Consider the following 24,281-nt stretch of genomic DNA (forward strand, 5'->3'; position numbering starts at 1 on the left):
TTCCTGAAAATTATTAAAGAGAATATTAGCCACAGAGCACCATGGCGCGGGCCGGGGCAATGGCGTATCCATCTCAGGCATCAAACGGGCTTTATCAGATTCACTGTGTTCATATTTACTCAACGCCTTCAGTGCCAGCGGCAACGTTAAAAATGGACGCTGGCAGCGTAAATCCCTGTAGCTTCAGTAAGGCAAGCGGACCGTCGCCCAACTCGCTGCGTATGATGAACTTCAGAGGATTGCCATCGGCGGTGATCCACACCAGTTGTGTACGGCTGGCATCGAGTGGAGTGATCAGGGCTTTGTCCAGCAGGCGAATGAAGCCCCAGTTACCCTGGTTACTGGCGAAGAGTTGCATACCGCTGTTTACACTACGCCAGATGAGCGACACACCTGGATAGTAAGTATTCCCCGGCCAGGTGAAGCTTTGCCAGCTTTCCATCTGATTGAAGTAATCCAGGTTCTGCTCATCGAGGGTAAGCTGCACTCTGGCAACATCCCGTGAAGGACGCGCCATCAGTTCGAAGTGAACACTCGCATCGCCCTGAGAGAACATGATATCTGACAGTTCCGCCAGCTGATTAATCGCCCGGAGAAAATCCGGACTCACAACCATCCCCTGACTTGCGGAAGGATCAACGACCCAGCGATTCCCTTCATGGCGGAGGATCCCGCCGAGATTAGTTTTCAGGAAGGTAGTGATTCGACCCGAGTCGCTACGCAGGAACTGAGCCAGTAGCGGCAGGGAGGCATCGCTGCCAGTGGCTTTAAACGGGTACCGTCCCGCAAAGGCCTTATTCCACTGATCGACAATGGTTGTCTGCCAGCGGACATTGAGGCTACCCGCTGCCGGGGCAATTACCTGCCGCCAGGCCAGATCAAGCGGTTGCACAAATAACGACTGGCCAAATCCACTCCACCCCTGCCCCAGACTCGCCGCAACCAGACTGCCGTAGTCGCGGGTATCGGTCAGGTCGATGGCTTTGCCCTGGAATACTGTCTGGGCCAGCATCTGCGACATAGCCTGCGGATCCGGGGCGCTGGTGACTTGCTGAAGCTTCAGCCGCACCTGAGTTACGCGGGCCAGCCAGGACTGGAAACTGAGGTTACCGTTGGCACCGGTACCCTCTTTACCTTCCATAAGCCCCATCAGCGGTCCAAACACGCCATCAAGCGGACCTTTAGGGCCCTGTGCCTGTTCAATAAACTGCCTGGCATTTTTTTTCTGACCGATCAGCTTTTTCGCTGAGTCCACTATCGAATCAGCCAGAGCTTCACCTTTCTGCCCCGTTTTCCCCTGCCAGGCCAGCGTGTTCATCAGTGCCACTAGCGGGGACTGTCGGACATCACCGATCAGACTGAGCTGGGCAATCGCCTCAGACAGTGACGTGGCTTCCTGCCACTGTATGCTGTTGACCATGTTGAGCCAGGCGTTACCAAAGTCGGTGAAATAGCGTTCAGTCAGGCGGGCTTTCAGCGCCTCCGGGGAGATATCGCTCCCTGTCTGATGTGTCTTGTCCGACAGTACCCAGTCAATTTCATCGCGGCGGGTTTTCACGACCTCGTCAATCGCATCCTGTACCTGCTCTTCCCAGGCCTGACGCGTAAACATTCCCGGGACGACTTCGTCAGTGCTGAATACTGTTGAGGCATCGGTGTCACTGGTCATATCCGCAAGCGTTAAATCAGGCCAGTTGCTGGCCACGCGCTTAAGCATCTCCTGATATAACCCGGACTCAGCGTTCCGCTGGCCTATTTGCTTAAGCAGAATTTGACGGACCGTGCTGATTAATTCAGTGTCAGGCTTAATTTTCCATTCCGGATGAGCCGGAAGGTTTTGCGCATAAAAACCCAGCAGTTTCGGTGCGATGTTCTGCCATGTGCCAGCCGGCACATTCTGGCGTTTCGGTAAGGCTTTCAGCGCGTTTTTTGCCAGCCAGCCGGCGTCCGCTTTGTCCGGACGCGCCAGCATCAGATAACTTTTGAGTATGTCATATGTATGCTGTGTGCCCTGCGTACGGGCATCACTGGCAGGAGGGAGTTGCACAAAGGCATTCAGCTGCTGCCTGAGACTGTCTGCTGTAGCATCCCTCATCAGCTGTGCGTTATTTTTCGCATACAGGGGCCAGAGTGCAGCCAGCGTATCGCTGTCCTGATTAAGACCAAAGCGGGTGTACCACGGCGTGCCGGTCGTCTCACGATGTTGCAGACGGGCAATGGCCTGCTGGAGTACGAGCTGATTGTGCAGACGTTCAGCCAGTGGTTTTGCAGTATCCGCTGCCTGTCTTGCCGTTTCCTGCGCCTGATAAATCTGAGTACGGTTAACGATCAGAGACAGCAGTGTAGCGGCCCCCCACAGGACAATCAGAGAAAGCAGAATTAACCGCATCATCTTCAGCCAGTCGAAGCCCAGCTTCCTGCCGCTGACGGCATCACAGTCATCAATGACGGCTTTCCAGGTCAGTGTGTCGGGGCGTGTGTTTGGGACCGAACCGACAACGGCCACTTCAGGACTGAACATGACCCCTCGTAAACGAAAGGCCGCAGATCCCTGCATCAGCCCGCCGAGCAAAACATCCAGACTGGCTTTCAGCTCCTGCCGCAGTCGGAGGGATAACTGAAGCAGGCCGCAATCAGCCGGATTATTCAGTATCTGTGCCATACCTGCTTTTTGCAGATGCAGTGCCAGTGTAGAAAATCCTTCACCCGCCCCTTTCACGGTGCCATCAGGCCCGAATATGACCCCTGTCGCAGCAGTTTCCGCGCCCTGCTGAGCATCGGTGGCGTTGTCAGTCAGCCACAGCCAGACAGGCACCTGCCAGCCCAACTGATGGTCGGCTTTCTGACGGTAACGCAGGAGGGCATCCCGTTCGCCATCCGTCGGGAGAGCTGAAATACTCATCACCTGAATGATGCCATCAACCGGTTGCCCGGATCGCAGGTGCTTCAGTTTTGAAAGGAAGATCTCATCCGGGAGTGACTGCGCGTCACCGCCATAAATCAGCACATTGCCGTCGCCTTCCTGCCAGAGGTCATTACACAGGCCCGGGGCAGCTTTGTGAACGTCGTCCCGGTTGCCCATCACCAGAAGGAGTCGCACTTTACGCTTCCAGCGACGTCCATAGCGAAAGCGCAGGTATTCGGCTACGGCGTCTTCGCTGAAGACCGGTTCATCATCGTCTTCTTCACCGGGAATGGTGTTCATTACCGGAGTGTCGCTCTCAGCCTTTATCCGTCCCCACTGGAAATACAACCCAGATTTACCGGCGAAGTCGAAAGCCTTCTCTGTCAGCCAGCCGAGTAAAAACATCGCAGCAACCAGTATGGCGCAGAATGTGAGTATCCGTTGGCCGTCATACGGTCCGAAGCCGGTGGCCGAAGCTACGTTTTCCGGAAAGGCATAAAACAAAAATGCCACGATGGCTGTCAGGAAAAAGGCGACAGTTACAACGGAGCCGATGAGTGTTTTTACTTTTACCTTAGACATTCTTGGGCGATTCCTTGCGAACTTCTTCTTTGGTGATGACGGCGATCCAGACGTCGTCTTTGTCAGCGGTGGGTTGGGCGGCGATAACCTGTGGGCCATTATCTCTGCATGCCACTGATGCAAGAATAATAGCAAGCCAGGGGGCGGCGCGGCTGGCATATCCCAGAACGGAATCAATTCCATGATTGTCTTTTGACAGACTGAATGTCACCCCATTATCTTCACAAGCCATATTCCATCCACTTCCGCCTGAAAGGACTGGACCTGTATACCAGGCCGTTTTTAGTGCCTCAGAGGCTGTTGCGGCCCATAACAGTGCCCTGTCCAGCGTTTTTACAAGCTGGGCTTCCTTACCCTTTTCTGGGCGATGAAGGCATACTGCATCCGGATAGCCAGCAGCCTTACGGTTGCTGAACACCATAAGAGTAATGGCATCGGCGTCACCTTCATCAGGTTGCGCGGGCAATGAAAACGTCACCTCTGCAAGAATGCCTGGTGTGTTCCAGCACTGGTCCAGCCAGGCATCAAATCCCGCCAGACCTTTGCCTGCAAGGAGTCTGAAGACCCTCCCGGTTCTGGTCGTGAGTTCATTTCTGAAGTGCTCCTCCAGTCTGGGGCGGATATCGTCGTCACAGTCCAGCATCAGGCAGCAAGAAATATCCTGCGAAAGGGTGTCGGTAATTTTTTGTACATGGGCGACGAGTGTTGACGTGACAGAGATGAGTTCTGTATCCAGAGCTGTCTGAAAACTGGGTAAGGCTGCATACCTGACAGCAGATTTGGAACCACGTGGCGTTGAGGTCTCTGAAGCTGGAACAGTATGATTAACTGCTTTAACCAGTGCAGCGGGACTATTTCCTGAAAAGTGTTGAACGTAGGTATCGAGTATCCAGCCACAGCGCTGACCACGACAAGTTTCGCTATCAATAAGCGCTTCGCGCTCCACATTCCTGGACTCAGCCCCCACCTGCTCTACTTTGTATGCAAACCTGCGCAGGGAGAAAAGAAGCCCCCAGAGACAGAAAGGCAATCCCAGCGCAGTAAACCAGAAAATAAAGCCAGTGCGTTCTGCCGTCCAGTTCCAGAGCTGTAACGCAATTCCTCCTGACATGACAAATGCCAGGAACAGCAGCCATCGGCGGGTATCAGGTCGTGGAACCTTCGCCGCCTTTTCAGGGATAGCATCCAGCAGGACTGGCATACTCAGGCAACCTTTGCAGGAGCAAAAGAACTGATCAATGTACAGCCACAACCACATTTATGGCCGTGAAAGGCGACCGGGATCCCGTTATCAAGATAATCAGGATTACCTTCGATGATGGTTGTCGGACCATGTAGAGGTATCGGGCAGAAAACCATATCACCTTTACGTGCCACGCCAATCCCACCAAATATCATGGTGCCAGAACAGGTCATAACTGAACCGCCGTGAGTGGTTTTGTCGCCTTTTCGAATAATTTGCAACATTTTTATCTCCATTAATTTATTGTTTACAGGGCGGAATAAATTAATATTTATTGTTCAAGCATCTCAGCCTTGACCCAAGAAATAAGAGGTGAACCTTTTTTATTGATATATCCAATATTCACCCATTCATTATCTGGAGATATCTGAATAATCCTTACCTTATCTCCGGGAACAAGGTAAGCACTGGTTTTGCTATTGTCATTTGGCAAGCTAAATAAATTTGACTTGGTTTTTACTGTTGATTTTTCGGTAATGCCGCTCAGGTATCCAGAAATATATTCTAAAACAACCCTTTTCATTTTTTTGTTTTCTTTTGCCATTCTTTGATATGCATTTATATTTTCCTTAGATGGAGAGTCACACCGAAGCATATTAGCCACCTCTCTTTCATCTATTCCAGAAAAATCATCTATTGTTTTGTTGATCATCGGGCGCATTGACTGGAAGTCAAATTTATCTGCATTTACATCACCTGAACTGGCTAATACATCTTTATTACCCACCCAACTATAACCACACGCCTCACCATCCCAGTCACTAACAATGCAACCATTGGTCATGTCCACGACACTACAATAAGCCTTATCGGTATATTTTTTTTCACCATCACCGAACTCTACATACCCTCCAGAAACACTCGTTACGATAAGATATTTTCCAGATGGCGATGGTTTTGATGAACCATTTTCTATATAATATCTGTCGCTGCGACTGAGATCTGCCGAATATGCATTGCGAGAAAAAACGATTTTCCCCCATGAATTATTATCATAGTGCTCCCCTTTTTTCTCCTGAGAAAAAATTAAGCGCCCGCCTTCTGGAGATTTAATTTCTATATCAGCATAACTTATATTCGTAGTAAAAATAGCCAAAAAAATAATACTTAAAAAGTAAGTTCTTGTCATAACTTTGCCTTTAATGAATTAAACCGAGCAGAAGAATTTGTCATTCTTCTTGTTAATTTATATTCATCCAGTAGTTTGTTTTCATTTGTTCCGCTCTCAACGCCCCATGTTTGTGGGTCTAAGCTTATAGCAGGATTATTGGCGTGGAAGTTTTCGATTGCTTTTTGAAAATCAGGAACAACATAAGCAGGACGATTTACTGAATGATCTAATACTACTGCCCTACCCAAATTACTCTTGACGAAATCCTTTATTTTTTTGCCATCAGAAGTTACGGTGTTTTCTTCGACTGCGTGGAGTCTTTCTATAAAATCTAAAACTTGAATATCTAAATACTCAGGTAGTTTCAGAATCTTGACCAACGCAGCCAGAGGTTTGTTATGTACGATTGTTCCGAAATTACTTTCGAAACATCCTCTCCTTAGTACAACCTTTAATTCTGAAGATGTTATTTTGTTCCCCTGAGTTAAAATATTATCGCTGTAATAAATAATAGCAGAAGTTCCTGTTCCCTCTACAGACCAGCCACAACTCACAGAATATTTTTCATACAAATCAGGGTGACTATCTCTAAATTTCGCTAATTGGGTTGATAGCTCACCTTTTCCCTCTCGCCCAGGTTCATTTTTCACGGTTTTCTGCATCGCTCCCGCTGTAATGACTTCACTATCATATGAATGCACTGCATCCAAATTCCCTTCATTCTCAGACATAGCAATCAGTATTGTTTTTTCATCAGCCGTAATTCTATTTTCAACAATGAGAACATCCCAGCGGCTATAGCTATTTAAAGAGACACTCCCCCAATAGACCGGACCGTATTGACTACCATATCTAGTAACTTTAAATTTATCAGCATAGAGTTCTTCGCAATCACATTTCGCGCCTCTAAACATGTTCATAAATGTAGTCGGATGCATATGCCAGGGCTCTGCCCCCAGTGCCACACCTTTTTCACACACCGCCTTCATCCACGTCATTTTATCCAGAAATGCTTCCAGATACGTTTTCCATAACGGTGCATCCCCGGTTAATGTATCCAGATAGTTTTTCCACAACGGGTCATCCTTACCGTAGTACCATTCACTGGCGTGTTTCGCAATTACACGGTATAAGCGATCGCGGTAAGAGATATTATGGACCGCCTGAAGATACTCCTGCTCCGAGTAATACCCGTCCTGGTTACTGTCTATCATCTCCAGCAGTTGCTGGTAGTTATATTTGTTCAGGGCATGAGTGGTACGCCTTTCATCCTGTGCCGCTTTATACAACTGCTCCAGAATCCCCTTCACCACGTTATCCGGTTGTTTTACCCCATCAATCAGGTCAAAGCTCACTGGTGCTTTATTCAGCGTCACAAACCCCAGTTCGCCTAACGCATACTGCGATACCTTTTTTACACTGGCAGCAGGTAACCAGCCACCTTCCGGGCGTATCTGATAATACGCAGCATCCTGGTTACTGGTCAGTGTATTCCCCCTGGCATCAACGGCAGGGACTTTTGCCAGCGTCAGAATCCCCGGGGCCCTTGTTTTTCGACTTCCCGCAACCATACTCCGCTCACCTTTATCAAATAAGGGTGCGTTGGTTTGCCAGGTCAGATAAACCGGTGCATCTTCTCCTGCATTTCCGGAATTGGTGATGAAATTTTCCATATCATCCATGCTCAGGCACTCTATATGCACCTGGTAACGCGAGCGTTTGCCGTTTTCTTCCGGTAGCTGATAAAAACCCATATGCCCAAGACTGTCTCCGGCATTGACCGGTACAGGCGCTGAAGGCACATACACATCATTAAAAACGGATCCACTACCGGATGCTGCTGGTGCAACCGGCGTCAGACTGTCGCCGTCTGATACTACCCAAACCCGGTCGTCCTTTTTCAACTTATCCTTATCCCGGCCCAGAGTGACCAGACTGAATGTTCTTGCTGCATCGCCTGGATCCTTACCCGGACGGATGATCTGCTGTGCGGTATTACCGGGCTCGTATGAAAGCGGGAAATCGGCTGTCAGTCTGCCTGCCTTTTTATCGTGCAGCACATCGTCACTGCTCAGATAGTATGCCCAGTCTGTACGCGAAGTGCAGTTCACCACGCCTTCTGACTCATTAGTGTAAGCAGGAGTACATTTTTCCCACCAGGACGGAACTGGCGCTGATTTAACAGCCTTCAGAGCCCCCCTGTCTGATACCGTCCAGACTTTTGTTTCCGCTGCAAGCGTGTCTCCCGCTGCATTTTTCGTCTCTCTGATAATGGTCACTTCGGTAAACTGACGCAGGTCGCTGGTGCGGGTCACAATAGCGTCACTCAACGTGACTACCGTGTCTTTATTCAGTTTTCCGGCTGCGCGGCATGTCTGCACATCTTCCGCACTGGTGTAATAGCGCTGGACGCCTGCCACTTTTCTGTCCGCCTGGCTACCCTGTTGTTCATAAGCAGCATAGGGCGCCAGATTCATGTACAGCGTAAAAAACGTCAGTCCACTTTCTGCGTTATCAGCCGGCTGGATATAATGTTTCACCAGCACAAAAGAGGTCGAAATGAACAACTTTTCACCTCGCCATTCAATCGCGGCACTCTCGTAATCCTTGCATACCCGCCAGGCAACGATTTCACCATCGGCCATACAACGAATAAATTGCTCCCCTTTATAAAGCTCACGACAATATTCATTCTCAGCTTCACTGTCAGTACTCAGGGCGCACCAGGGAATGGTGGCATCAGTAATATGAATACCGCCATGCCACATTCCCTGGCTTCCCACCAGATACAGTCCTGATCTTTCCCCTCCGATCATCGATAACAACGCTTCCACAGAGGAAAAGGCATGGCCATTTTTGTTTGACGGTACGGGGTAACTGATTTTGGGTAACTTTGCTGTCATAAATCCCCTTCCATGCTATTCACTGCTCCATTTGGCGGAATTTTTAGCCGTGACCGTAACGTCTGTCATTTTAAAGTCCGGTGTTTCCAGTGGCAGGCTGCTGCCATTTCCGGGCACCAGATAGCTCGCTACCTTCATCACCATATTCCCTTTGGAGCCATGCTCAATCCCGTTCTTACTCAGTCTCAGGTAAGACCCGCCACCGTTCAGCGTAAGCGTTTCCGGGGTGCTGATAATAATTTCGTCTTTACTACTGGTCACCGTCAGCTGTTTTTCAGAAAACAGGGCCATCGTGTTGTGCTGAGCCTGAATCTCGATGTCTCCCTGGTTGGCAACCAGCTTCGCCCCGTCTTTATGCACAAACAGACCCAGGGCTTTTTCCACCGTAACCGACAGATTTTTCATCGCACCGATATCAAGATGTTGACCGGCATTGATCATGGTATTGCGGGTACTGCTGAGCTGAAGATGTTCACCTGAGGTAAACGCCACCCCCTGCGGAGCGCTACCCAGCAGGACCGCAGACTGGAGGTCCCTGATTTTGTCGGTCACAAAACTAATCTGGGTATTGATGTCAGAGACCAGGGCTCCGGCGGCTTCAGCGGCGCTGTTCAGCGCCTGCATCTGGCTGTTGGCCTGGTTAATCTGACTTATCACAGGGGCCATTTCCAGTACCGGTCCTTGGGCTTTGGCCTGGGCATCAGCCGTCAGGAACAGCCCTTTTGCCGCACGTACAGCACCATGCTCATCCGTTCGCAGTTCGAAACCGGCTCCGCGATTTTCACGCTGGCTGTTGACCAGGTGTCCCATGTTCAGCTGTGTTTTGCCATATTCCGTCGCGAGCTTGATATGCTCTTCCTGGCGCTTATCCTCCATCCGCAGCTTATTGTTCGCCGGCGTGCGCCAGACGTTCCGCGTATGATTGTCACTGGTGACAGGGTCCGGATGTTCTGAGTCGTGCAGGGCATAGGCGATGTAGGGACGATCTGGGTCTCCGCCGTCAAATACGACGGCCACTTCCGTTCCGTCGATAAGCGGTGAGTGGAAGCCGTACGTATCACCGGCATAGGGCCTGGCCAGCCGCAGCCACAAACAGGCATAACCCTGTTCAGTACTGTTGCGGTCAAAGTCCAGTTTTACCCGGTAGCGCCCGTCCGGGTCGAGCCAGGAACAGGTGTCACCTTTCTGTGTGCTTTCCACCCGGGCCGGAAGCGAGCCGGATATCACCGGGCGATTGAGCAGCGCCGGACGATAACAGACGGTTTCGCTATACGGGATGCCTTCAAAGGTCAGCGTAAAGCTACTTTTGCGTGAGCCGCTGGTGCGCACCGTGGTGATGACAATGCCTTCTTTCACGGTGTCGGGAAGCGCTCCGTCAGTTTCCAGTACCTGACCCGGAGCCAGATGAGGGCTGGAGGAATGCCCGCTGACGCGATACTGCGCGTTCAGAATGCGTTCATGATGCAGGCGTGCGAAGTATGCCCCGGTCTCCGGGCTTTCAGCGTCACCTGCTGTCAGGAAAGGTTCAGCATAATGGTACGTTTCTCCGGTGGTGATCCCTTCTTTGCTGAAAATGCTCTCGATACTGTCCTGAGGTTGTAGCGCTTCACGGTAGTTGTAGTCCCGGGTGGCCACACTTCCGCTCACCACGTTATATGCGGTCTGAATATCCCAGATGCTCTCCTGCCCGTTGTCTCTCATCCCGGCCTGGTTGCGTAACGGTAGCGTGACACCAAATTCATACTGCTGCTGGCTGTCCTGGAAAATCACCACGTCCTGTTCAAGACGGCTGTCCATTTCATAGCGCCAGTAAATGCCCACTTCTGCCAGCAGACGCTGGATAAACTCAAGGTCTGTTTCCCGCCACTGGGTGATGAGCTCCCGGGAGGGGTATTCGCGGGAGAGCCGGAACTCAAAATCAGGCCCTTCCAGACCGTGTTTACGCAGTACCTGTTCAACCACTTCAGTGACTGACTGATTGAGGTAGATCTCGCTCCCTTTCGTATAGCCCAGAAGGGCAATACGGGGAACGATCGTCAGCGCGTAATGGGTCTCATCATTCGAGGTAGACACGCGGCGAAACGACTCAACTACGCCAAATACCGTCCTGACCGGCAGGGCCGGAGTTCCGTCAAACACGGGGGTCTGGAAAGTGAATGAAGCGGGCTTCAGCAGTAACGAGTCACAAGCAATATCCGCAGAAGAGCAGGTGACCGCCACATTATAGCGCCAGGGCTGGCTGAGTGATTCAACGGCGTTGTAACGTAACACATCCAGGAAATGGTCGCATTCATGCACTTCAACCTGGTACCGTGATTGCCCTAAAAGCTGATGTACCAGGCTGGTAGCCTTGTTGGAGAGGGAACTGCTCATGACGGCTCTCCTTCTGCCTGCTCCAGCAGTTTCAGCAGCCAGTGCTCAGGCGTGATTTCTGTATGCGCATGGGACTGACATAAAAAAGCCGCCCCCTCCAGTACTCTGGTGCAATAAGGGGTAAGTCGTCGTAGCAGGACTGCTGAATGATGTTCCATGTCGTTCCCTCTTGTTCAGGCACGCTACCGCCCCTGGCCGTCAACCGATGCCCATAAGGTTCATGCCGATAAATTGTGAGACTGCTCTGCAAAGCGTCCGTCTGACAGGCGCTGTGCGGAGTAAAAAAAGCGGACAGAAAGGATCTGCCCGCCAGAGTCTTAGTCACGTACATCCTGTGACGCGTGTTGTGCGCCTGGCTGACGACAGGCGTCAACCTGCGGTACCAGACTGATCTCGACACGGCGGTTATGCGCACGGCCATCAGGCGTGTCGTTTGATGCAACCGGTCGGCTGTCACCGTAACCCTGCACGTCAATGCAACTTTCCGGTACGTCCCAGGTATCACGCATCCAGTTACGAACGGCTTCCGCTCGTTGTAAAGACAGGGTCTGGTTGAGCTGAACGCTGCCGGTATTGTCTGTGTGGCCACTGACCACGATGAGCCAGCCTGGTCTGGCTTTGACCCCCGCCAGTGCATTGACGAGTATTTTGGTAGAGCCGTCTTTGAGTGCCGATTTGCCGGAATCAAACAGCGACATGCCGTCGAGACGAACAATTTTCGGTACTGGTTTTTGGTTAGGTACTGGTTTATGTATTGGTGGAGTCCAGGTATCGATAGCCTGTTGCACGGCCAGCCACAGGCGTAGCCCCGGGTAATAGCCCAGGCTGTAACGCAAAGGCTCTCCCTGACGCTGCCAGCGTTCAAGCAGGAGCGCATCCAGCTTCAGGGCGACCAGTGCTTCTGCTTTAGGGCGATAGTGGTTCATCGGGATTGCATTCCAGCGCTGCAAATCGGTGCTCACCTGACAGATCAGGTCACGGTTATTGAGCGCAGAAATACCCAATGCGGTCAGAGCACACACCCACATCAGCAGGACCAGGCGACGGGTACGGTGCCCCCCCTGCACCGGTGATGCAAAAGGTGCCAGCAGCGGCAGAACTGCATCCGGAAATAAACTTACCGGATCTGTCTGCCCAGGCTTTCGGGAAAACTGCAAACAGGTGCGGGAATATAGCCAGTCGGCCCAGACTGACTGGGGTTCGGGAAGGACGGTACCGAGGCGGAGTGCCACGGAAAACGCTCGTTCAGGAGGGGTTAATCGATCAGGTTTCTCAAGTTCATCAGTCAGGATTTTACGGATAAATGAAAATGCCTGACTGATCGTGGGTAGCGCCGTAATATTGTCATTAGCCTGCTGCCAGTCGATGAAAGCCTGCGGCGAATCATTTACCGGACATACAATCGGCTTGTCACCACGAACGATTATCCACGGAGTCTCAGGTCCGGAGAATTCGGCACTCACCACAACCGGTAGTGTGAAACCCGTCAGAGTTTTGATTTGTTTACTCTGCTGGCGGAGCGTCTTTAATGTGGAGCGCAGAACCGCTTCATCCTGATGATGGTCTGGCAGGCAACGGTACATAACCGAAAGCTGACCGACCTGGCGTGGGAACTGCGTCTGTATGCTGCGGACAACATCCGTTAACCGGCTGACGTCATCGGCCCGGAGCCACCAACCCTGAGCTGTTTTACGCAGAGGCCCCCCCTGAAACAGCGCACCCAGCCCGTCACCGCATACCAGTACAACGGGGCCCTGGGTGTCGAGTAGTGGCAGGTCAGCAGCTGAAACGGAGGTGTCGGATACCGACTGCTCCCGGCGGTAGTTCTTAAAAACATACCAGCCTGCCAGCAGGAGGATCAGCACCGTGGTCAGGCCTTTAAACACGTTCCCTGTTGGGATGAAATACCAGAGCAACCACAGCAATGTGGCAACAGCTGCAAAGGTGTGCAGGGCAACCGGAATAATGACTGATCTACGCATTAGTTACGTAGCTCCGGTATTTGTGCTGACAAGAGTGCCTGGAGCCACAGATGACCGCCCCACCAGATAACACCGGTAAGGATGATGGCAAGCGCTATCCAGAACCAGACTGAACGCATCAGACTCCAGCGATGTTTCCCCATCCGGTAAACAATCAGAGACAGGCCTGCATCAGGCGGAGAGCATCGCTCAGACAGGGCTTTGACGACTTCATCCCGCTGCGACTGACTGACCGCCTTCAGTCCGTACACCCCCTGAAAACCCAGTGCAATTACCCGGTGATAACACGTCAAAACGGCCGGGTTCGGTGAGGGCTGACGCAGGACCTCTGCAATGCTATCCCACAGAGCCTCACCTGCTCGAAGTGATCCGAAAAATCGTGCCTGAAGCGGGACTTTACGCCATGCCACCTGGCCCTCATCAACTTTCGGCTCTTCTCCTTCCTCGCACTTTTCAGGCTTACGGCTCATCACCGCCTCGTCCAGCAAGGCACATTGTGCGTAGGAAATATGCCCGATACTGGCCTCGTCATAACCGGCACGCCCCAGCGCTTCCCGCACACTTTCAACCTGTTTAACGCACTTGTCGTAAAGCGCACTACCATTGAGCGTGACGGCGCCTTTCTTCAGCATGGTGACGGTGAGCCAGGTCTCTGTCATCAGCTGGTCGATATCGATATCCTGTTTCATGAGCGCAATACCGCAAACAGTTCAAGTTCCAGTGCACCAAGCATTTCAGGCACATAGAACATACACACGCCCTGCGCCTGCATTTCATGCGCAGCGGGGCTTTCCATATCAAGCGCGAAGTACTGGTTTTCCATGCGTACAGGCAAAGCTGCCGGGACCCTGCTGACAGGGATCAGAGGGATCCCCTTGAGTGCAACACCATAGATCTCATTGACGTCATCAGGTGAACCCGCCTGACAAAGTGCCGGGAATTTATCGGCAACCTGCCAGGCCGGTATGTCTGAGCGAACAGAGAGGTAGAGGTCCGCCTCTTCGCGCAGACGAATATCGTGAAGGTTTGCTTTCCAGGTTTGGCCGTCCGGACGGGACATTTCCAGAACAATGACCCTGGATGGCAGACTTGCCTCAAGTAACCCCGAGATCAGGTCAAACAGCGGAGGAAACGTATTGGCGGGTTCCTCGTGGTCATATCCCGGAATGGCGTCGAGATCATGGTCCAGGGAAAAGGTCAGCATGCTTCCTGCCAGGCGTGCAAGCTCTGCCCACACCTGTTCAGGCGGACGGGAAGGAAAACGTTCGTATTCCGTCAGCACCCTGGCGTGGGAATTTAGCGCATTCAGCAACCAGAAAAGGGAAACGTCGGCGACGGCAAAATCGGCAAGTCTCTCGTTGCTCTCACGACGCATTGTCATCAAACGCTGGCGTCGGGAACGTAACTGGCGATTTAGCAGCACCAGACGTTCGCGAAGAACCGGGCTTGCCGAAAATGACGCAACGGGAGGAATGAAAGACGGGTCCAGTAGCCACGCATTATGTCCGTCCCGGATTAGCCTTGCTACAGGGCAGACTTTCCAGGAATCATTACTTTCATGGGCAAACCGGATGGAGAAATTGAACCGGGCAACTGCCATTGATTCTTCTTCAGGCCCAAATGCATCCGGCAACGTCACCCATTCTTCTCGATAGCGAAGCGGTCGATCCGGGAAGATGCCTTCCTGCTCAACGTTGGCAACGCCCGGCTGCATATGAGGCAGTGCGATAACGACAGTTACCGCATCAAGACCTGCCAGCTGACTGGCATCTAACTCACGTGGCGCCGGAGGCAGATCGCTTCTTTGCGCATCAATCAGCGTTCCATCTTCCAGCCAGAGACGTAACTGCGTAATCTGGATCAGACCCGATGAAAGAAGACTGTCGTTAAACTCAATCTTTTCCACACCCCAGGGGAATGCAGATGCCAGTGCGGTTGCACCGGCGCTGCGAAAAGACTCCCATTCTGCCTGCTGCTGGAACTGCTGAGGGGACAGTAAAGCCCCCTCGTTCCACAATGGACGATAAATTTTCATCTCTGCGCCCACCTTATGCTTTTGCTTTCGGCATCTGAGATACCAGTGACAGATTGACGTCCATACCCTCTCAGGGTGTTAGCAACATCAATACTGACCTCTGGGTTAAGCTCGGATAGAACGCTATTAACGTTGTGTTTTGAAATAGTTAACTTGCTGCGTTCAGAAAGCGGGAGAGTTTCTTTACCGTTGCTGAAATTTCCCACCGCGAGAAGTTTTAAGGGCAACTCTACTTTCTTTTGGGCAGAACCCGTGTGCAGGTCGAGCTGGATGTTGACGCGTGCTTTTGGCACTTCATTCTGGAAGCTGGAATCTGCCATATCATTCCCTTTGTTGGGCAGTGGTGATAGTTACCACGAGGTATCTTTACAAAGCGATGATAGAGCGTTTTGCTAAAAAATATCAACTTAGCAGATCAAAAATCTATGATTGGAATTTTATAAAGAATTTTAATCTGATATGTAACAGGGCGCATCTCTAAGTATTGGGGTAAAGGTTTTTTTGTTCACTGCTTATGTCGTCATTTACAGGGGGATTAACTATAAGTAGGTGCCTTGGTGGTTGAATGTTTCATATGTGACCTTTTATTGATTAAGATCAGTGCAATGAGTGTGATGACTGTCTGGTGCGGATGCGTGCCTTTGCACTGATAAGTCACTGTAACAGTTACATTTTTTGTTACATGGCGTTGTGATAAAAATCCGAAAGCGGACTTATAGGAAAACATTGTAAGTAATGGAGGGTATTTCGTTTTAAAAACTATCTGATTTGTATGACATTGAATAAGTTACGGGTTATGTGGCAGGTTTCAGCATCAAAATCGTTGTTTCTCAACCGGTCGTTTACGAAACCGCGCCCGTGGTTACTGGGCGCGGAAAAATCCAGGTTTCCGGTGAAAAAAAACTATACGGCATTTCTTAGGGGGTCTTGACTCAATCGGATAACCTAAATGCGATGACCACTGACTTTAAATCAGGCCATTACAAATCAGGAGTGGTTAAATAATGCGCTTAACGTACAAAATTTTCCATTTCCCAAACCGACCCCACATACGGCTCGCGAGTCCTGCGGACAGTGTCTGTTATGATGATGGATGCAGGGCTACCTGCGGCAAACTCCGATTCAGCCATGAAGCACACTATACCGGGTGCGCACTTTCACTGGATCCACTACACAGGGTACAGCTTTCACTTCAGTATCATCACGTTATCAGAGCCGATCATCATTCACGATACACTGTACCAGGTAAAGTTTCCTAACCGTGCCGTCATGCTATCAGGTATGGTGGCAATAACGTGATCCACTATACCGGGTGAGGATCACATTCTTGGCTAAAATACACACAAGACACCCAGAAAAGGCAGAAGAAAATGGACTGCATCGGGGTAATGGGGCTGATGCCACCCGGTGTAGTGGAGATACACTATACCAGGTAAATCAAAGCGAGAGGAGAAGGATATCCACTATACCGGGTAACACAGGCAACTACGTTATCAGGCATCGATCATGGCTTCATGTTTCTCTTCAGAATATTCAGCACGTAATCGACGTTTTCTTTGTCTATGGAGTATTCCAGAAAATCGCTCTCTTTAAGCTGGCCCAGTGCCTTTTTAACCGTGGCATTCTGGTTTCCAAGGTGTGAGGACAGTTGCAACCGTTCACGCTCGACGAGATTGCAGAGGCTCGGCGCTATATGGAGGCCAATGGTCAGGTAGGCAAAATAGTTATGGTCGTAGAGTAATTCTTACCGCAGTATTTTATTAATGATTTTGCTATAGCCTGGAAAATATCCAGCTTTTTTATTATCCAGTGCGCTTATATCCCCGTCCAGGTTTATGGGGTCAGTTCATTCAGGGCGGGGATATAAGGCGCGGTTTTTCACCTAACCAGGTGTTTGCTGTTGTTCAATGTATTGGCGGATGATGGATATTGGTGCACCACCGCAGCTACTGGCAAAATAGCTGGGGCTCCACAAAACGCCTTTGTAGTAATACCTGACTGCAATATCTGGTCGATCTCGCCGCAGTAATCTACCCGATACGCCTTTGAGGCTGTTTACCAGACTGGATATCGCCAGTTTGGGAGGATAGGTAATTAACAAATGGACGTGATCTGGTTCTCCATCCATTTCAACCAGTTCAGCTTCAAAATCAGCACATACATTTGAAAAGTAAGTGCGTAGTTTTTCTGTCGCGTCATAGTCAAAAATCTGACGTCGGTATTTAGTAACGAAGATCAGGTGAACATGCTTCAGGAAAACACAATGCCTTCCGCGTCGGATATCGGTTTCTTTGTAGTGGCATAGTGAATTTGGCCACCTGAATAGAGGTGATATCATCACCTCATAGTCAAAACAGGTGACATTATGACCGGACGTAACAGACGCAATTTTAGCCCCGAGTTTCGCCTCGAGGCTGCCCAGCTTGTACTCGATCAGCATTACACCGTTGCCGCCGCTGCCACTGCGATGAATGTCGGCAAATCCACGATGGATAAATGGGTTCGACAACTGAAAGAAGAGCGAGCGGGAAAATCACCCATAGCTTCACCCATGACACCTGAGCAGATTGAAATACGTGAGTTGAAGAAAAGACTTCAACGCGTTGAAATGGAAAGGGATATATTAAAAAAGGCTACCGCGCTCTTGATGTCAGACTCCCTGAACAATTCTCATTAGTTGAGAAACTCAGGGCGCGGTTTCCTGTTGCCGTTGTGTGCAACGTGTTTGGGGTTCATCGCAGCAGTTATAAATACTGGCGGCAGCCCAGGAAGCCTGACGCCACGAAAGTGGCATTACTGAGCCTTGTGCGTGAAGTTTATCACGAAAGTAACGGTTCAGCAGGAGCGCGAAGCATTGCCGCAATGGAAGGTATAAAACTGAGCCGCTGGCGGGCAACAAAGCTGATGAAAGCGCTCAATATTATCAGCTGTCAGCAACCTGGCCATCGTTATAAGAAGGCGTCTAAGGAACACATTGAGATCCCTAATTATCTGGATCGCCAGTTTGCTGTTACCGAGCCTAATCAGGCTTGGTGCGGTGATGTGACTTATATCTGGACGGGAAAACGCTGGGCTTATCTGGCTGTTGTACTCGATTTGTTTTCCCGTAAACCGGTTGGCTGGGCGATGTCATTTTTCCCTGATTCCGCACTGACAGGTAAAGCCCTGTCGATGGCCTGGGAAGCACGGGGGAAACCGGCTAATTTACTGTATCACTCGGATCAAGGCAGTCACTATACCAGCAGGAATTTCAGACAGTTACTGTGGAGATATCAGATAAAGCAAAGCCTGAGTCGCCGGGGAAATTGCTGGGATAACAGCCCAATGGAACGGTTCTTCAGAAGCCTGAAAACAGAGTGGGTACCGGATAATGGCTACGCGAATTTTAGCGAAGCCAGCACGGCAATAACGAATTACATCACAGGATATTACAGCCAGCTCAGACCTCATCAATATAATGGTGGTTTGACGCCGAATGAATCAGAACGATTGTTCTGGAAAAACTCTAAAGCTGTGGCCAGTTTTTGTTGACCACTACACTTTTTTCATGGGCCAAAGTATGATTTGGCCCATGAAACGACTACAAGCATTCAAATTCCAGTTAAGACCCGGTGGTCAACAGGAGCGTGAAATGAGGTGCTTCGCAGGCGCATGTCGTTTCGTTTTCAATCGTGCTCTGGCGCTTCAGAATGAGAATCATGAGGCCGGTAATAAATACATCCCTTACGCGAAAATGGCTTCCTGGTTGGTTGAGTGGAAAAATGCCACTGAAACACAATGGCTTAAAGATGCCCCATCACAGCCATTGCAACAGTCACTGAAAGACCTTGAGCGGGCTTACAAAAACTTCTTCCAGAAGCGGGCTGCTTTTCCCCGATTCAAAAAGCGGGGACAGAATGATGCATTCCGCTACCCGCAGGGCGTTAAGCTCGATCAGGAAAACAGCCGTATTTTTCTGCCGAAGCTTGGCTGGATGCGCTACCGGAACAGTCGTCAGGTCACGGGTGTTGTAAAAAATGTCACAGTCAGCCAGTCCTGCGGTAAGTGGTACATCAGTATTCAGACTGAAAGTGAAGTATCCACTCCTGTTCACCCTTCAGTATCAATGGTCGGACTGGATGCTGGCGTGGCTAAACTTGCCACGCTGTCAGATGGCACAGTCTTTGAGCCTGTAAACAGTTTCCAGAAAAACCAGAAAAAGCTGGCGAGACTTCAGCGACAGTTAAGCCGCTAGGTCAAACTCAGCAACAACTGGCAGAAGCAGAAACGCAAAATACAGTGTCTGCATTCCCGTATCACAAATATCCGCAGGGACTACCTTCACAAAGTCACAACGACAATCAGCAAAAACCACGCAATGATAGTCATTGAGGATTTGAAGGTCAGCAACATGTCAAAGTCAGCCGCGGGTACGGTCAGCCAGCCGGGGCGCAATGTCCGGGCAAAATCAGGTTTAAACCGTTCGATACTGGACCAGGGCTGGTATGAAATGCGCCGCCAGCTTGAGTACAAAGAGCTCTGGCGTGGCGGTCAGATACTGGCTGTTCCGCCAGCGTACACAAGCCAGCGTTGCGCGTGCTGTGGTCATAAAGCGAAAGAAAATCGCCCGTCACAAAGTAAATTCGAGTGTCAGGCATGTGGATATGCAGCGAACGCCGATGTAAATGGCGCTCGTAACATTTTAGCGGCGGGGCACGCCGTTCTTGCCTGTGGAGGAATGGTGCAGTCAGGGCCGCCCGTTGAAGCAGGAACCCACCGAAATGATTCAGGCGACAGCCTGAACGTAGCAGGGATCCACGGCCTTCAGGGCGTGGAGGATGTGTGCGCCCAGCATGGGCGCGATCTTGGAGGTGAAAGTCCTCCCGCGAGCTGACCACAGCGAGCGAAAGGAAGTGCAACTGCGTGAGGGCGACCGGGCGTGGGGAGGAAGCACGGAATGAACCCGTGAGCCGATGAACAAGAATCGGATATGAGGCGCGATGGAGCAAGGCGAGCAGGCACATCACTGCGAAGCTTTCGTGGTCAAGTCGAAGTCGCGTAGATCCGGCGGTTGTGCGGGGAAGGATCGCGTTCTTACCTGGGGAGATCTCGCCTCATGCCTGAAAGGGCAACGTCGTAAGACGGAGCGAGAAGTCAGCAGAGGCCGTAGTAGTCAGGACTCCGACGAAGGGCCGAACGAGAAGGAAAGCCAGAAGATATGACTCTTGACAGGACATTGCGTCAGAAGCCGGGGAAGCCCGGGCGCATCGTGGGCAGCGAGGGTGAAGCCCGCGCGGTCTCGTCGCGTGACGAAGCACTGTCGGCGAGCTATGACCCGGAAGGCTTGGGGCGAGCGGACCTGCTTCAACAGGTGCTCTCGCGCGAGAACATGGTCGAGGCGTGGAAACGCGTCAAAGCCAACAAGGGAAGTGCAGGTGCTGATGGATTGACCATCGAGCAGACTGTTGAACACCTCAAGACTCGCTGGCCATACATTCGGGAAGCGCTTCTCAACGGGACATATCGGCCTCAGCCTGTGCGTCGCGTGGAGATTCCGAAACCGACTGGTGGCACTCGGGAATTGGGCATTCCGACAGTTACTGATAGGCTCATTCAGCAAGCGTTGCTACAAGTCCTGCAACCGTTGATCGACCCGACATTCTCGGAGTTCAGCTATGGCTTCCGGCCGGGCCGGAGCGCGCACGACGCAGTGCTACAAGCACAGCGGTACGCGCAGGATGGATTCCGGGTGGTAGTTGATGTTGACCTTGAGAAATTCTTTGATCGGGTCAACCACGACATTCTGATGGACCGACTTGCCAGGCGAATCGCCGACAAAACCGTGCTACGGCTGATTCGGCGCTACCTGCAAGCTGGGATCATGGCGGATGGTGTGGTAATGGCGCGTGACGAGGGGACGCCGCAAGGCGGTCCACTGTCTCCGCTGTTGGCCAATGTGTTGTTGGACGAAGTAGATCGGGCGCTGCAACAGCGCGGTCATCGCTTCGCCCGGTACGCCGACGACTGCAACGTGTACGTTTGCAGTCAGAAGGCGGGCGAACGAGTACTGCGTTGGATGCGCAAGATGTATGAGCAGTTGCATCTGCGCGTGAACGAGAAGAAAACCGAAGTGGGTCCGGTATTCGGGCGTAAGTTCCTCGGCTATTGCCTTCGGCGCTGGTCAGGAAACACCGTCAAGATTGCTGTTGCTCCGAAGGCGCTCGACACGTTCAAACGGCGTATCCGGCTCATCACCAGACGCGTTGGAGGCCAGGGCATGGCCCAGATTGCCGAACAGATGCGGATATACCTTCGAGGCTGGAAGTCCTACTTCCGGCTGGCACAAACCCCGAAGATATTCAAAGATCTGGATTCGTGGATACGTCACCGACTCCGGGCTATCCAGCTGAAGCACTGGCGCACGGGAACGACTGTCTATAATCGCCTCCGCAGTCTCGGGGCTACCCATGAGCAGGCCGCACTTATGGCAGGAGGCGCCGGGCACTGGTGGAGACACAGCGAAGCTGGGCTGAACCGTATACTTACAGTCGACTACTTTGATGCTTTAGGCTTCCCTCGACTCGCATAACCTCAACTTCTCGAACCGCCCGGTGCGGACCCGCATGCCGGGTGGTGTGGCAGGGGCGCAGCCTTGTGCTGCCCCCTATGCCGATCAATAACTCCACTTCTTAAGTGTTGGTCCCATATAACTCACGTAGCTTTTCGGCTACTGAAAATACGGGGATCTCACCAGTGGCCGCCCCACGGTAAGGTCTACCAGCACGGGAGAATCATAGACCTGCACACCGTTACGGCGCAGAAATAACAGCGCACTGTTTAGCGCGGTGCGCTTATTTGCATAATTGAAGATACGCCATCTCGCAGTAGCCACCAGGTAGGTTGCGGAGACTTCAAAAAGGTCGATGATCTCTTCATATACAACTCTGGGCTGGGCTCTCCCGATAATGGTTTCTGCCCTACCCGGATCCGGCAGGCCGTAGTAAGCGCAATAAGCTCTTCCGGTGATATATGCCTAATTATCGGTTAACCAGTTCCTTGTTGGTGGAATCCAGTGTGTCAAACAGGGATGCAAATTCGGCATCCAGCGTCGCTTTTTTGTAGGCTTCGAAAGTAACCTTGTTGACAATTACAGCTGGCTCGCGGCCTCTGCGGGTGATTTCAACCTTTTCCCCGGCTTCAACATTTTTGAGCACTTCAGTAAGGTTGCCGCGTGCGGTACGTAAGTTGATGGATTGCATAAAAACCTCGTGTACTCGTTATGTGTATACAATCATGGGTTTTAATGACACAAAATACCACTTCTTTGCGCCTTAAATCACTGGGTAATCGTCAAATTTCCCACTCCTGGCATCATTGATGATGTGAGTGATCACACCAAACACGGCATTACTGCCCATGCATCCATCGTCATCCTTTGGCAACCTTCCTCCTTCCAGGCTCTTAAATTCTTCAGGTGCTGACGCGGATACTTTCGGTATCTCTTTACGCTATAGCACATACAAGCAGTGAACTATCAACTGGTGCGAGTGTAGGGGCTCAATGCTAATGTCTATTTGAGGACTGCAGATGTTTTCCTCGGCTGGGTAAGTTGTTAACCCCAGAATTTGGGCCAAGTATTGTATGTGGCGAAGCTGGTACAGGAACAAAGGGATAACCGTCGTTTTAAAGCTCTTCCATCGGTGAATAGCCCCGATGTGACCCGGAACAAGTCTCAGCATTCACGGGATGAAAACGATTTGCTTGATGCGATGATAAAACTACAGAACGGCTCTGGGCAGAAGGTCTAAGAATACACGCCTTGCTCTAGTCGTGTTATTAACGCTATTACCGTTTGGATTCCTGATTCGCTCCCCATAAGTTCTTCAGGGGGTTGCCACCGTAACGCTCGGTTGGGTTCATGGCACCACTTTTGGGCCGCACTTTCGTTACCTTCAAACAATTGCGTAGCCAGTTGATGGACATCTTCTCTGTTCAAGGAGTCAACTCCACTATTTAGTTATCGTTTTCTTAATCTGTTTAATGACTGGATATGAACTTCGCTACTCATTTTAGCAATGAGTAACAAGTCAATGTATCAGATGCATTCGTGACTAATACAAATAAATGCGTATAACCATTTGACAATAAAGGTTTAGATGAAAAAAGAGAGAGTGAAATCGAATTTCACTCTCTCCATTCGGGCGCTAGGCTGGTTAGCCTCATTAAATATGATGTAACCAACGCGTCCCCCTGTATGCTAGACGCTTACAACTATAATCACTGTACATCATGGATGCAACTTTTTTGCTAATAACATTCAGCAGAGGTTGCAATGAAGTGTATGTATGTCGAACGCTACCAACCTGCATCAGTCAATGGAACCTGTTGAGTTGTTCAGCTATATCGACGTTGTTTGATTTACTTTCCATTGCCCATACAGTACTGACCGCGTATCTATAGAAAGGAGTGGTTTATCATTGATTGTAAATCATAAAAAGGGCAGCCTCACCAATTATCAGACTCTGTTTGTCCGACAATATCTCAAATGATACAACCAGTTCTAATCAAGATAAAAGAAAGGTGGTTTAATATAATAACCCAGGCAGCACTCCGTTATATCCCTTTTATTATTAACGAAAACAACCGAACAATCGTTGGGCATGATCTTTTACATCCAGTATACCAAACAACTCTCAATTTAAACTGAGAATGTAATTTGATAATAACTATCCAGATACTGGCTGGCGAGAGAATTTAACATATGGTAATTATATGTTCTATAAATAATTATTTTGCCATTTTAAATTCTATTAATATTATCGGAATTATTTACGCTGAAAGGAAAATATTTACTTTATTAGTGGATGGTGAATGGCATTGTAAGTGTTTTAGTTGGTGGTTATATTTTTTTTGATATTAAAAATATATGATTGATGTCTATTATTTCCTCAACAATCTGTTCCCTGGAGCTACCATTTAAAATAGCCATGGATAATAGCAAGTAGCCCGTTTTAGTTCCAAGTGTTTTTTTATTGTGCCCAATAAAATAATGGTGTTGTTGATATTCTTCAGGCCTAATATGAAGAGGTAATGACATTAGATGTGCACGGTAGGTACGAATAATGGAAATATCGGTTCGTTATATTTTACAGAGTAAGTTATGCGTTA

At 50.4% G+C, this 24,281-nt stretch carries 14 protein-coding genes and 5 pseudogenes; 3 read left to right on the plus strand and 16 right to left on the minus strand.

All coding sequences use genetic code 11. The features are described from left to right. Positions 1-115: 115 nt before the first annotated feature. The 12 genes and pseudogenes from AACU94_RS23380 to tnpA all read right to left on the minus strand — a co-directional run bounded on the left by AACU94_RS23380 (position 116) and on the right by tnpA (position 17,472). Entirely contained in the window at positions 116-3,487 is a 3,372-nt protein-coding gene (locus tag AACU94_RS23380; RefSeq protein WP_135487886.1) for an ImcF-related family protein, read from the minus strand. Beyond that, complete coding sequence (locus AACU94_RS23385; protein ID WP_135487885.1) at positions 3,480-4,688, minus strand: hypothetical protein; 1,209 nt, start codon at positions 4,686-4,688, stop codon at positions 3,480-3,482. The genes AACU94_RS23380 and AACU94_RS23385 overlap by 8 nt, the downstream gene beginning before the upstream one ends. Positions 4,689-4,690: 2 nt before the next feature. After that, on the minus strand, positions 4,691-4,954 hold the full coding sequence (locus AACU94_RS23390) for a PAAR domain-containing protein (protein ID WP_135487884.1): 264 nt from the start codon (positions 4,952-4,954) through the stop codon (positions 4,691-4,693). A 47-nt stretch (positions 4,955-5,001) separates the two neighbouring features. Beyond that, positions 5,002-5,859 carry a hypothetical protein gene (locus AACU94_RS23395; protein WP_135487883.1) on the minus strand — a complete coding sequence of 286 codons (858 nt, stop codon included), beginning with the start codon at positions 5,857-5,859 and terminating at the stop codon, positions 5,002-5,004. Then, positions 5,856-8,744, minus strand: a complete 2,889-nt coding sequence (locus tag AACU94_RS23400; RefSeq protein WP_240726340.1) for a hypothetical protein — start codon at positions 8,742-8,744, stop codon at positions 5,856-5,858. Before AACU94_RS23400 ends, AACU94_RS23395 begins: the two co-directional genes overlap by 4 nt. A 15-nt stretch (positions 8,745-8,759) precedes the next feature. Beyond that, positions 8,760-11,117 carry a type VI secretion system Vgr family protein gene (locus tag AACU94_RS23405; RefSeq protein ID WP_135488316.1) on the minus strand — a complete coding sequence of 786 codons (2,358 nt, stop codon included), beginning with the start codon at positions 11,115-11,117 and terminating at the stop codon, positions 8,760-8,762. Between the two features lie 5 nt (positions 11,118-11,122). Further along, positions 11,123-11,275, minus strand: a pseudogene (locus tag AACU94_RS23410) (Clp protease N-terminal domain-containing protein); the annotation flags it as partial. Between the two features lie 159 nt (positions 11,276-11,434). Continuing rightward, positions 11,435-13,099, minus strand: a complete 1,665-nt coding sequence (locus tag AACU94_RS23415) for an OmpA family protein (protein ID WP_135487882.1) — start codon at positions 13,097-13,099, stop codon at positions 11,435-11,437. Beyond that, positions 13,099-13,788, minus strand: a complete 690-nt coding sequence (gene tssL, locus AACU94_RS23420; protein WP_135488317.1) for a type VI secretion system protein TssL, short form — start codon at positions 13,786-13,788, stop codon at positions 13,099-13,101. The genes AACU94_RS23415 and tssL overlap by 1 nt, the downstream gene beginning before the upstream one ends. Next, entirely contained in the window at positions 13,785-15,134 is a 1,350-nt protein-coding gene (gene tssK / locus AACU94_RS23425) for a type VI secretion system baseplate subunit TssK (RefSeq protein ID WP_135487881.1), read from the minus strand. The genes tssL and tssK overlap by 4 nt, the downstream gene beginning before the upstream one ends. Positions 15,135-15,148: 14 nt before the next feature. Further along, positions 15,149-15,454: pseudogene (locus AACU94_RS23430) on the minus strand (type VI secretion system contractile sheath small subunit); the annotation flags it as partial. A gap of 1,562 nt (positions 15,455-17,016) precedes the next feature. Continuing rightward, positions 17,017-17,472, minus strand: a complete 456-nt coding sequence (tnpA, locus tag AACU94_RS23435; protein ID WP_135488318.1) for an IS200/IS605 family transposase — start codon at positions 17,470-17,472, stop codon at positions 17,017-17,019. A 27-nt stretch (positions 17,473-17,499) separates the two neighbouring features. Here tnpA and AACU94_RS23440 point away from each other — a divergent pair. The 3 genes and pseudogenes from AACU94_RS23440 to ltrA all read left to right on the plus strand — a co-directional run bounded on the left by AACU94_RS23440 (position 17,500) and on the right by ltrA (position 21,702). After that, positions 17,500-18,665 (plus strand): IS3 family transposase gene (locus tag AACU94_RS23440; RefSeq protein WP_135488319.1). Its coding sequence is split into 2 segments (ribosomal slippage): positions 17,500-17,758 and positions 17,758-18,665, totalling 1,167 coding nucleotides; the frame shifts between segments, so codons are not numbered across the junction. A gap of 40 nt (positions 18,666-18,705) precedes the next feature. Next, positions 18,706-19,915 (plus strand): annotated as a pseudogene (locus AACU94_RS23445) (RNA-guided endonuclease InsQ/TnpB family protein). Between the two features lie 416 nt (positions 19,916-20,331). Next, a complete protein-coding gene (ltrA, locus tag AACU94_RS23450; RefSeq protein ID WP_135488321.1) occupies positions 20,332-21,702 on the plus strand; it encodes a group II intron reverse transcriptase/maturase in 1,371 nt (456 codons plus the stop codon). Between the two features lie 100 nt (positions 21,703-21,802). Here ltrA and AACU94_RS23455 read toward each other — a convergent pair. From AACU94_RS23455 to AACU94_RS23465, 4 genes and pseudogenes are all read right to left on the minus strand, one after another. Continuing rightward, a pseudogene (locus tag AACU94_RS23455) lies at positions 21,803-22,151 on the minus strand (type II toxin-antitoxin system death-on-curing family toxin). Further along, positions 22,151-22,372: a type II toxin-antitoxin system Phd/YefM family antitoxin gene (locus tag AACU94_RS23460; protein ID WP_135488322.1), complete on the minus strand. Its 222-nt coding sequence runs from the start codon at positions 22,370-22,372 to the stop codon at positions 22,151-22,153. The pseudogene AACU94_RS23455 and the gene AACU94_RS23460 overlap by 1 nt, the downstream one beginning before the upstream one ends. A 72-nt stretch (positions 22,373-22,444) precedes the next feature. Continuing rightward, positions 22,445-22,664 (minus strand): annotated as a pseudogene (locus AACU94_RS24820) (DNA repair protein); the annotation flags it as partial. Positions 22,665-22,917: 253 nt separating this feature from the next. Further along, positions 22,918-23,109 carry an MbcA/ParS/Xre antitoxin family protein gene (locus AACU94_RS23465; RefSeq protein WP_135488323.1) on the minus strand — a complete coding sequence of 64 codons (192 nt, stop codon included), beginning with the start codon at positions 23,107-23,109 and terminating at the stop codon, positions 22,918-22,920. Positions 23,110-24,281: the final 1,172 nt, after the last annotated feature.

This window comes from Escherichia sp. E4702, from assembly GCF_963883545.1.
In the GTDB taxonomy this organism is placed as follows: Bacteria; Pseudomonadota; Gammaproteobacteria; order Enterobacterales; family Enterobacteriaceae; genus Escherichia.

Excerpts from the sequence above, each read along its gene's own strand:
- AACU94_RS23380 (WP_135487886.1), bottom strand. The coding sequence starts at position 3,487 with ATGTCTAAGGTAAAAGTAAAAACACTCATCGGCTCCGTTGTAACTGTC.
- AACU94_RS23385 (WP_135487885.1), bottom strand. The coding sequence starts at position 4,688 with ATGCCAGTCCTGCTGGATGCTATCCCTGAAAAGGCGGCGAAGGTTCCA.
- AACU94_RS23390 (WP_135487884.1), bottom strand. The coding sequence starts at position 4,954 with ATGTTGCAAATTATTCGAAAAGGCGACAAAACCACTCACGGCGGTTCA.
- AACU94_RS23395 (WP_135487883.1), bottom strand. The coding sequence starts at position 5,859 with ATGACAAGAACTTACTTTTTAAGTATTATTTTTTTGGCTATTTTTACT.
- AACU94_RS23400 (WP_240726340.1), bottom strand. The coding sequence starts at position 8,744 with ATGACAGCAAAGTTACCCAAAATCAGTTACCCCGTACCGTCAAACAAA.
- AACU94_RS23405 (WP_135488316.1), bottom strand. The coding sequence starts at position 11,117 with ATGAGCAGTTCCCTCTCCAACAAGGCTACCAGCCTGGTACATCAGCTT.
- AACU94_RS23415 (WP_135487882.1), bottom strand. The coding sequence starts at position 13,099 with ATGCGTAGATCAGTCATTATTCCGGTTGCCCTGCACACCTTTGCAGCT.
- tssL (WP_135488317.1), bottom strand. The coding sequence starts at position 13,788 with ATGAAACAGGATATCGATATCGACCAGCTGATGACAGAGACCTGGCTC.
- tssK (WP_135487881.1), bottom strand. The coding sequence starts at position 15,134 with ATGAAAATTTATCGTCCATTGTGGAACGAGGGGGCTTTACTGTCCCCT.
- tnpA (WP_135488318.1), bottom strand. The coding sequence starts at position 17,472 with ATGATATCACCTCTATTCAGGTGGCCAAATTCACTATGCCACTACAAA.
- ltrA (WP_135488321.1), top strand. The coding sequence starts at position 20,332 with ATGACTCTTGACAGGACATTGCGTCAGAAGCCGGGGAAGCCCGGGCGC.
- AACU94_RS23460 (WP_135488322.1), bottom strand. The coding sequence starts at position 22,372 with ATGCAATCCATCAACTTACGTACCGCACGCGGCAACCTTACTGAAGTG.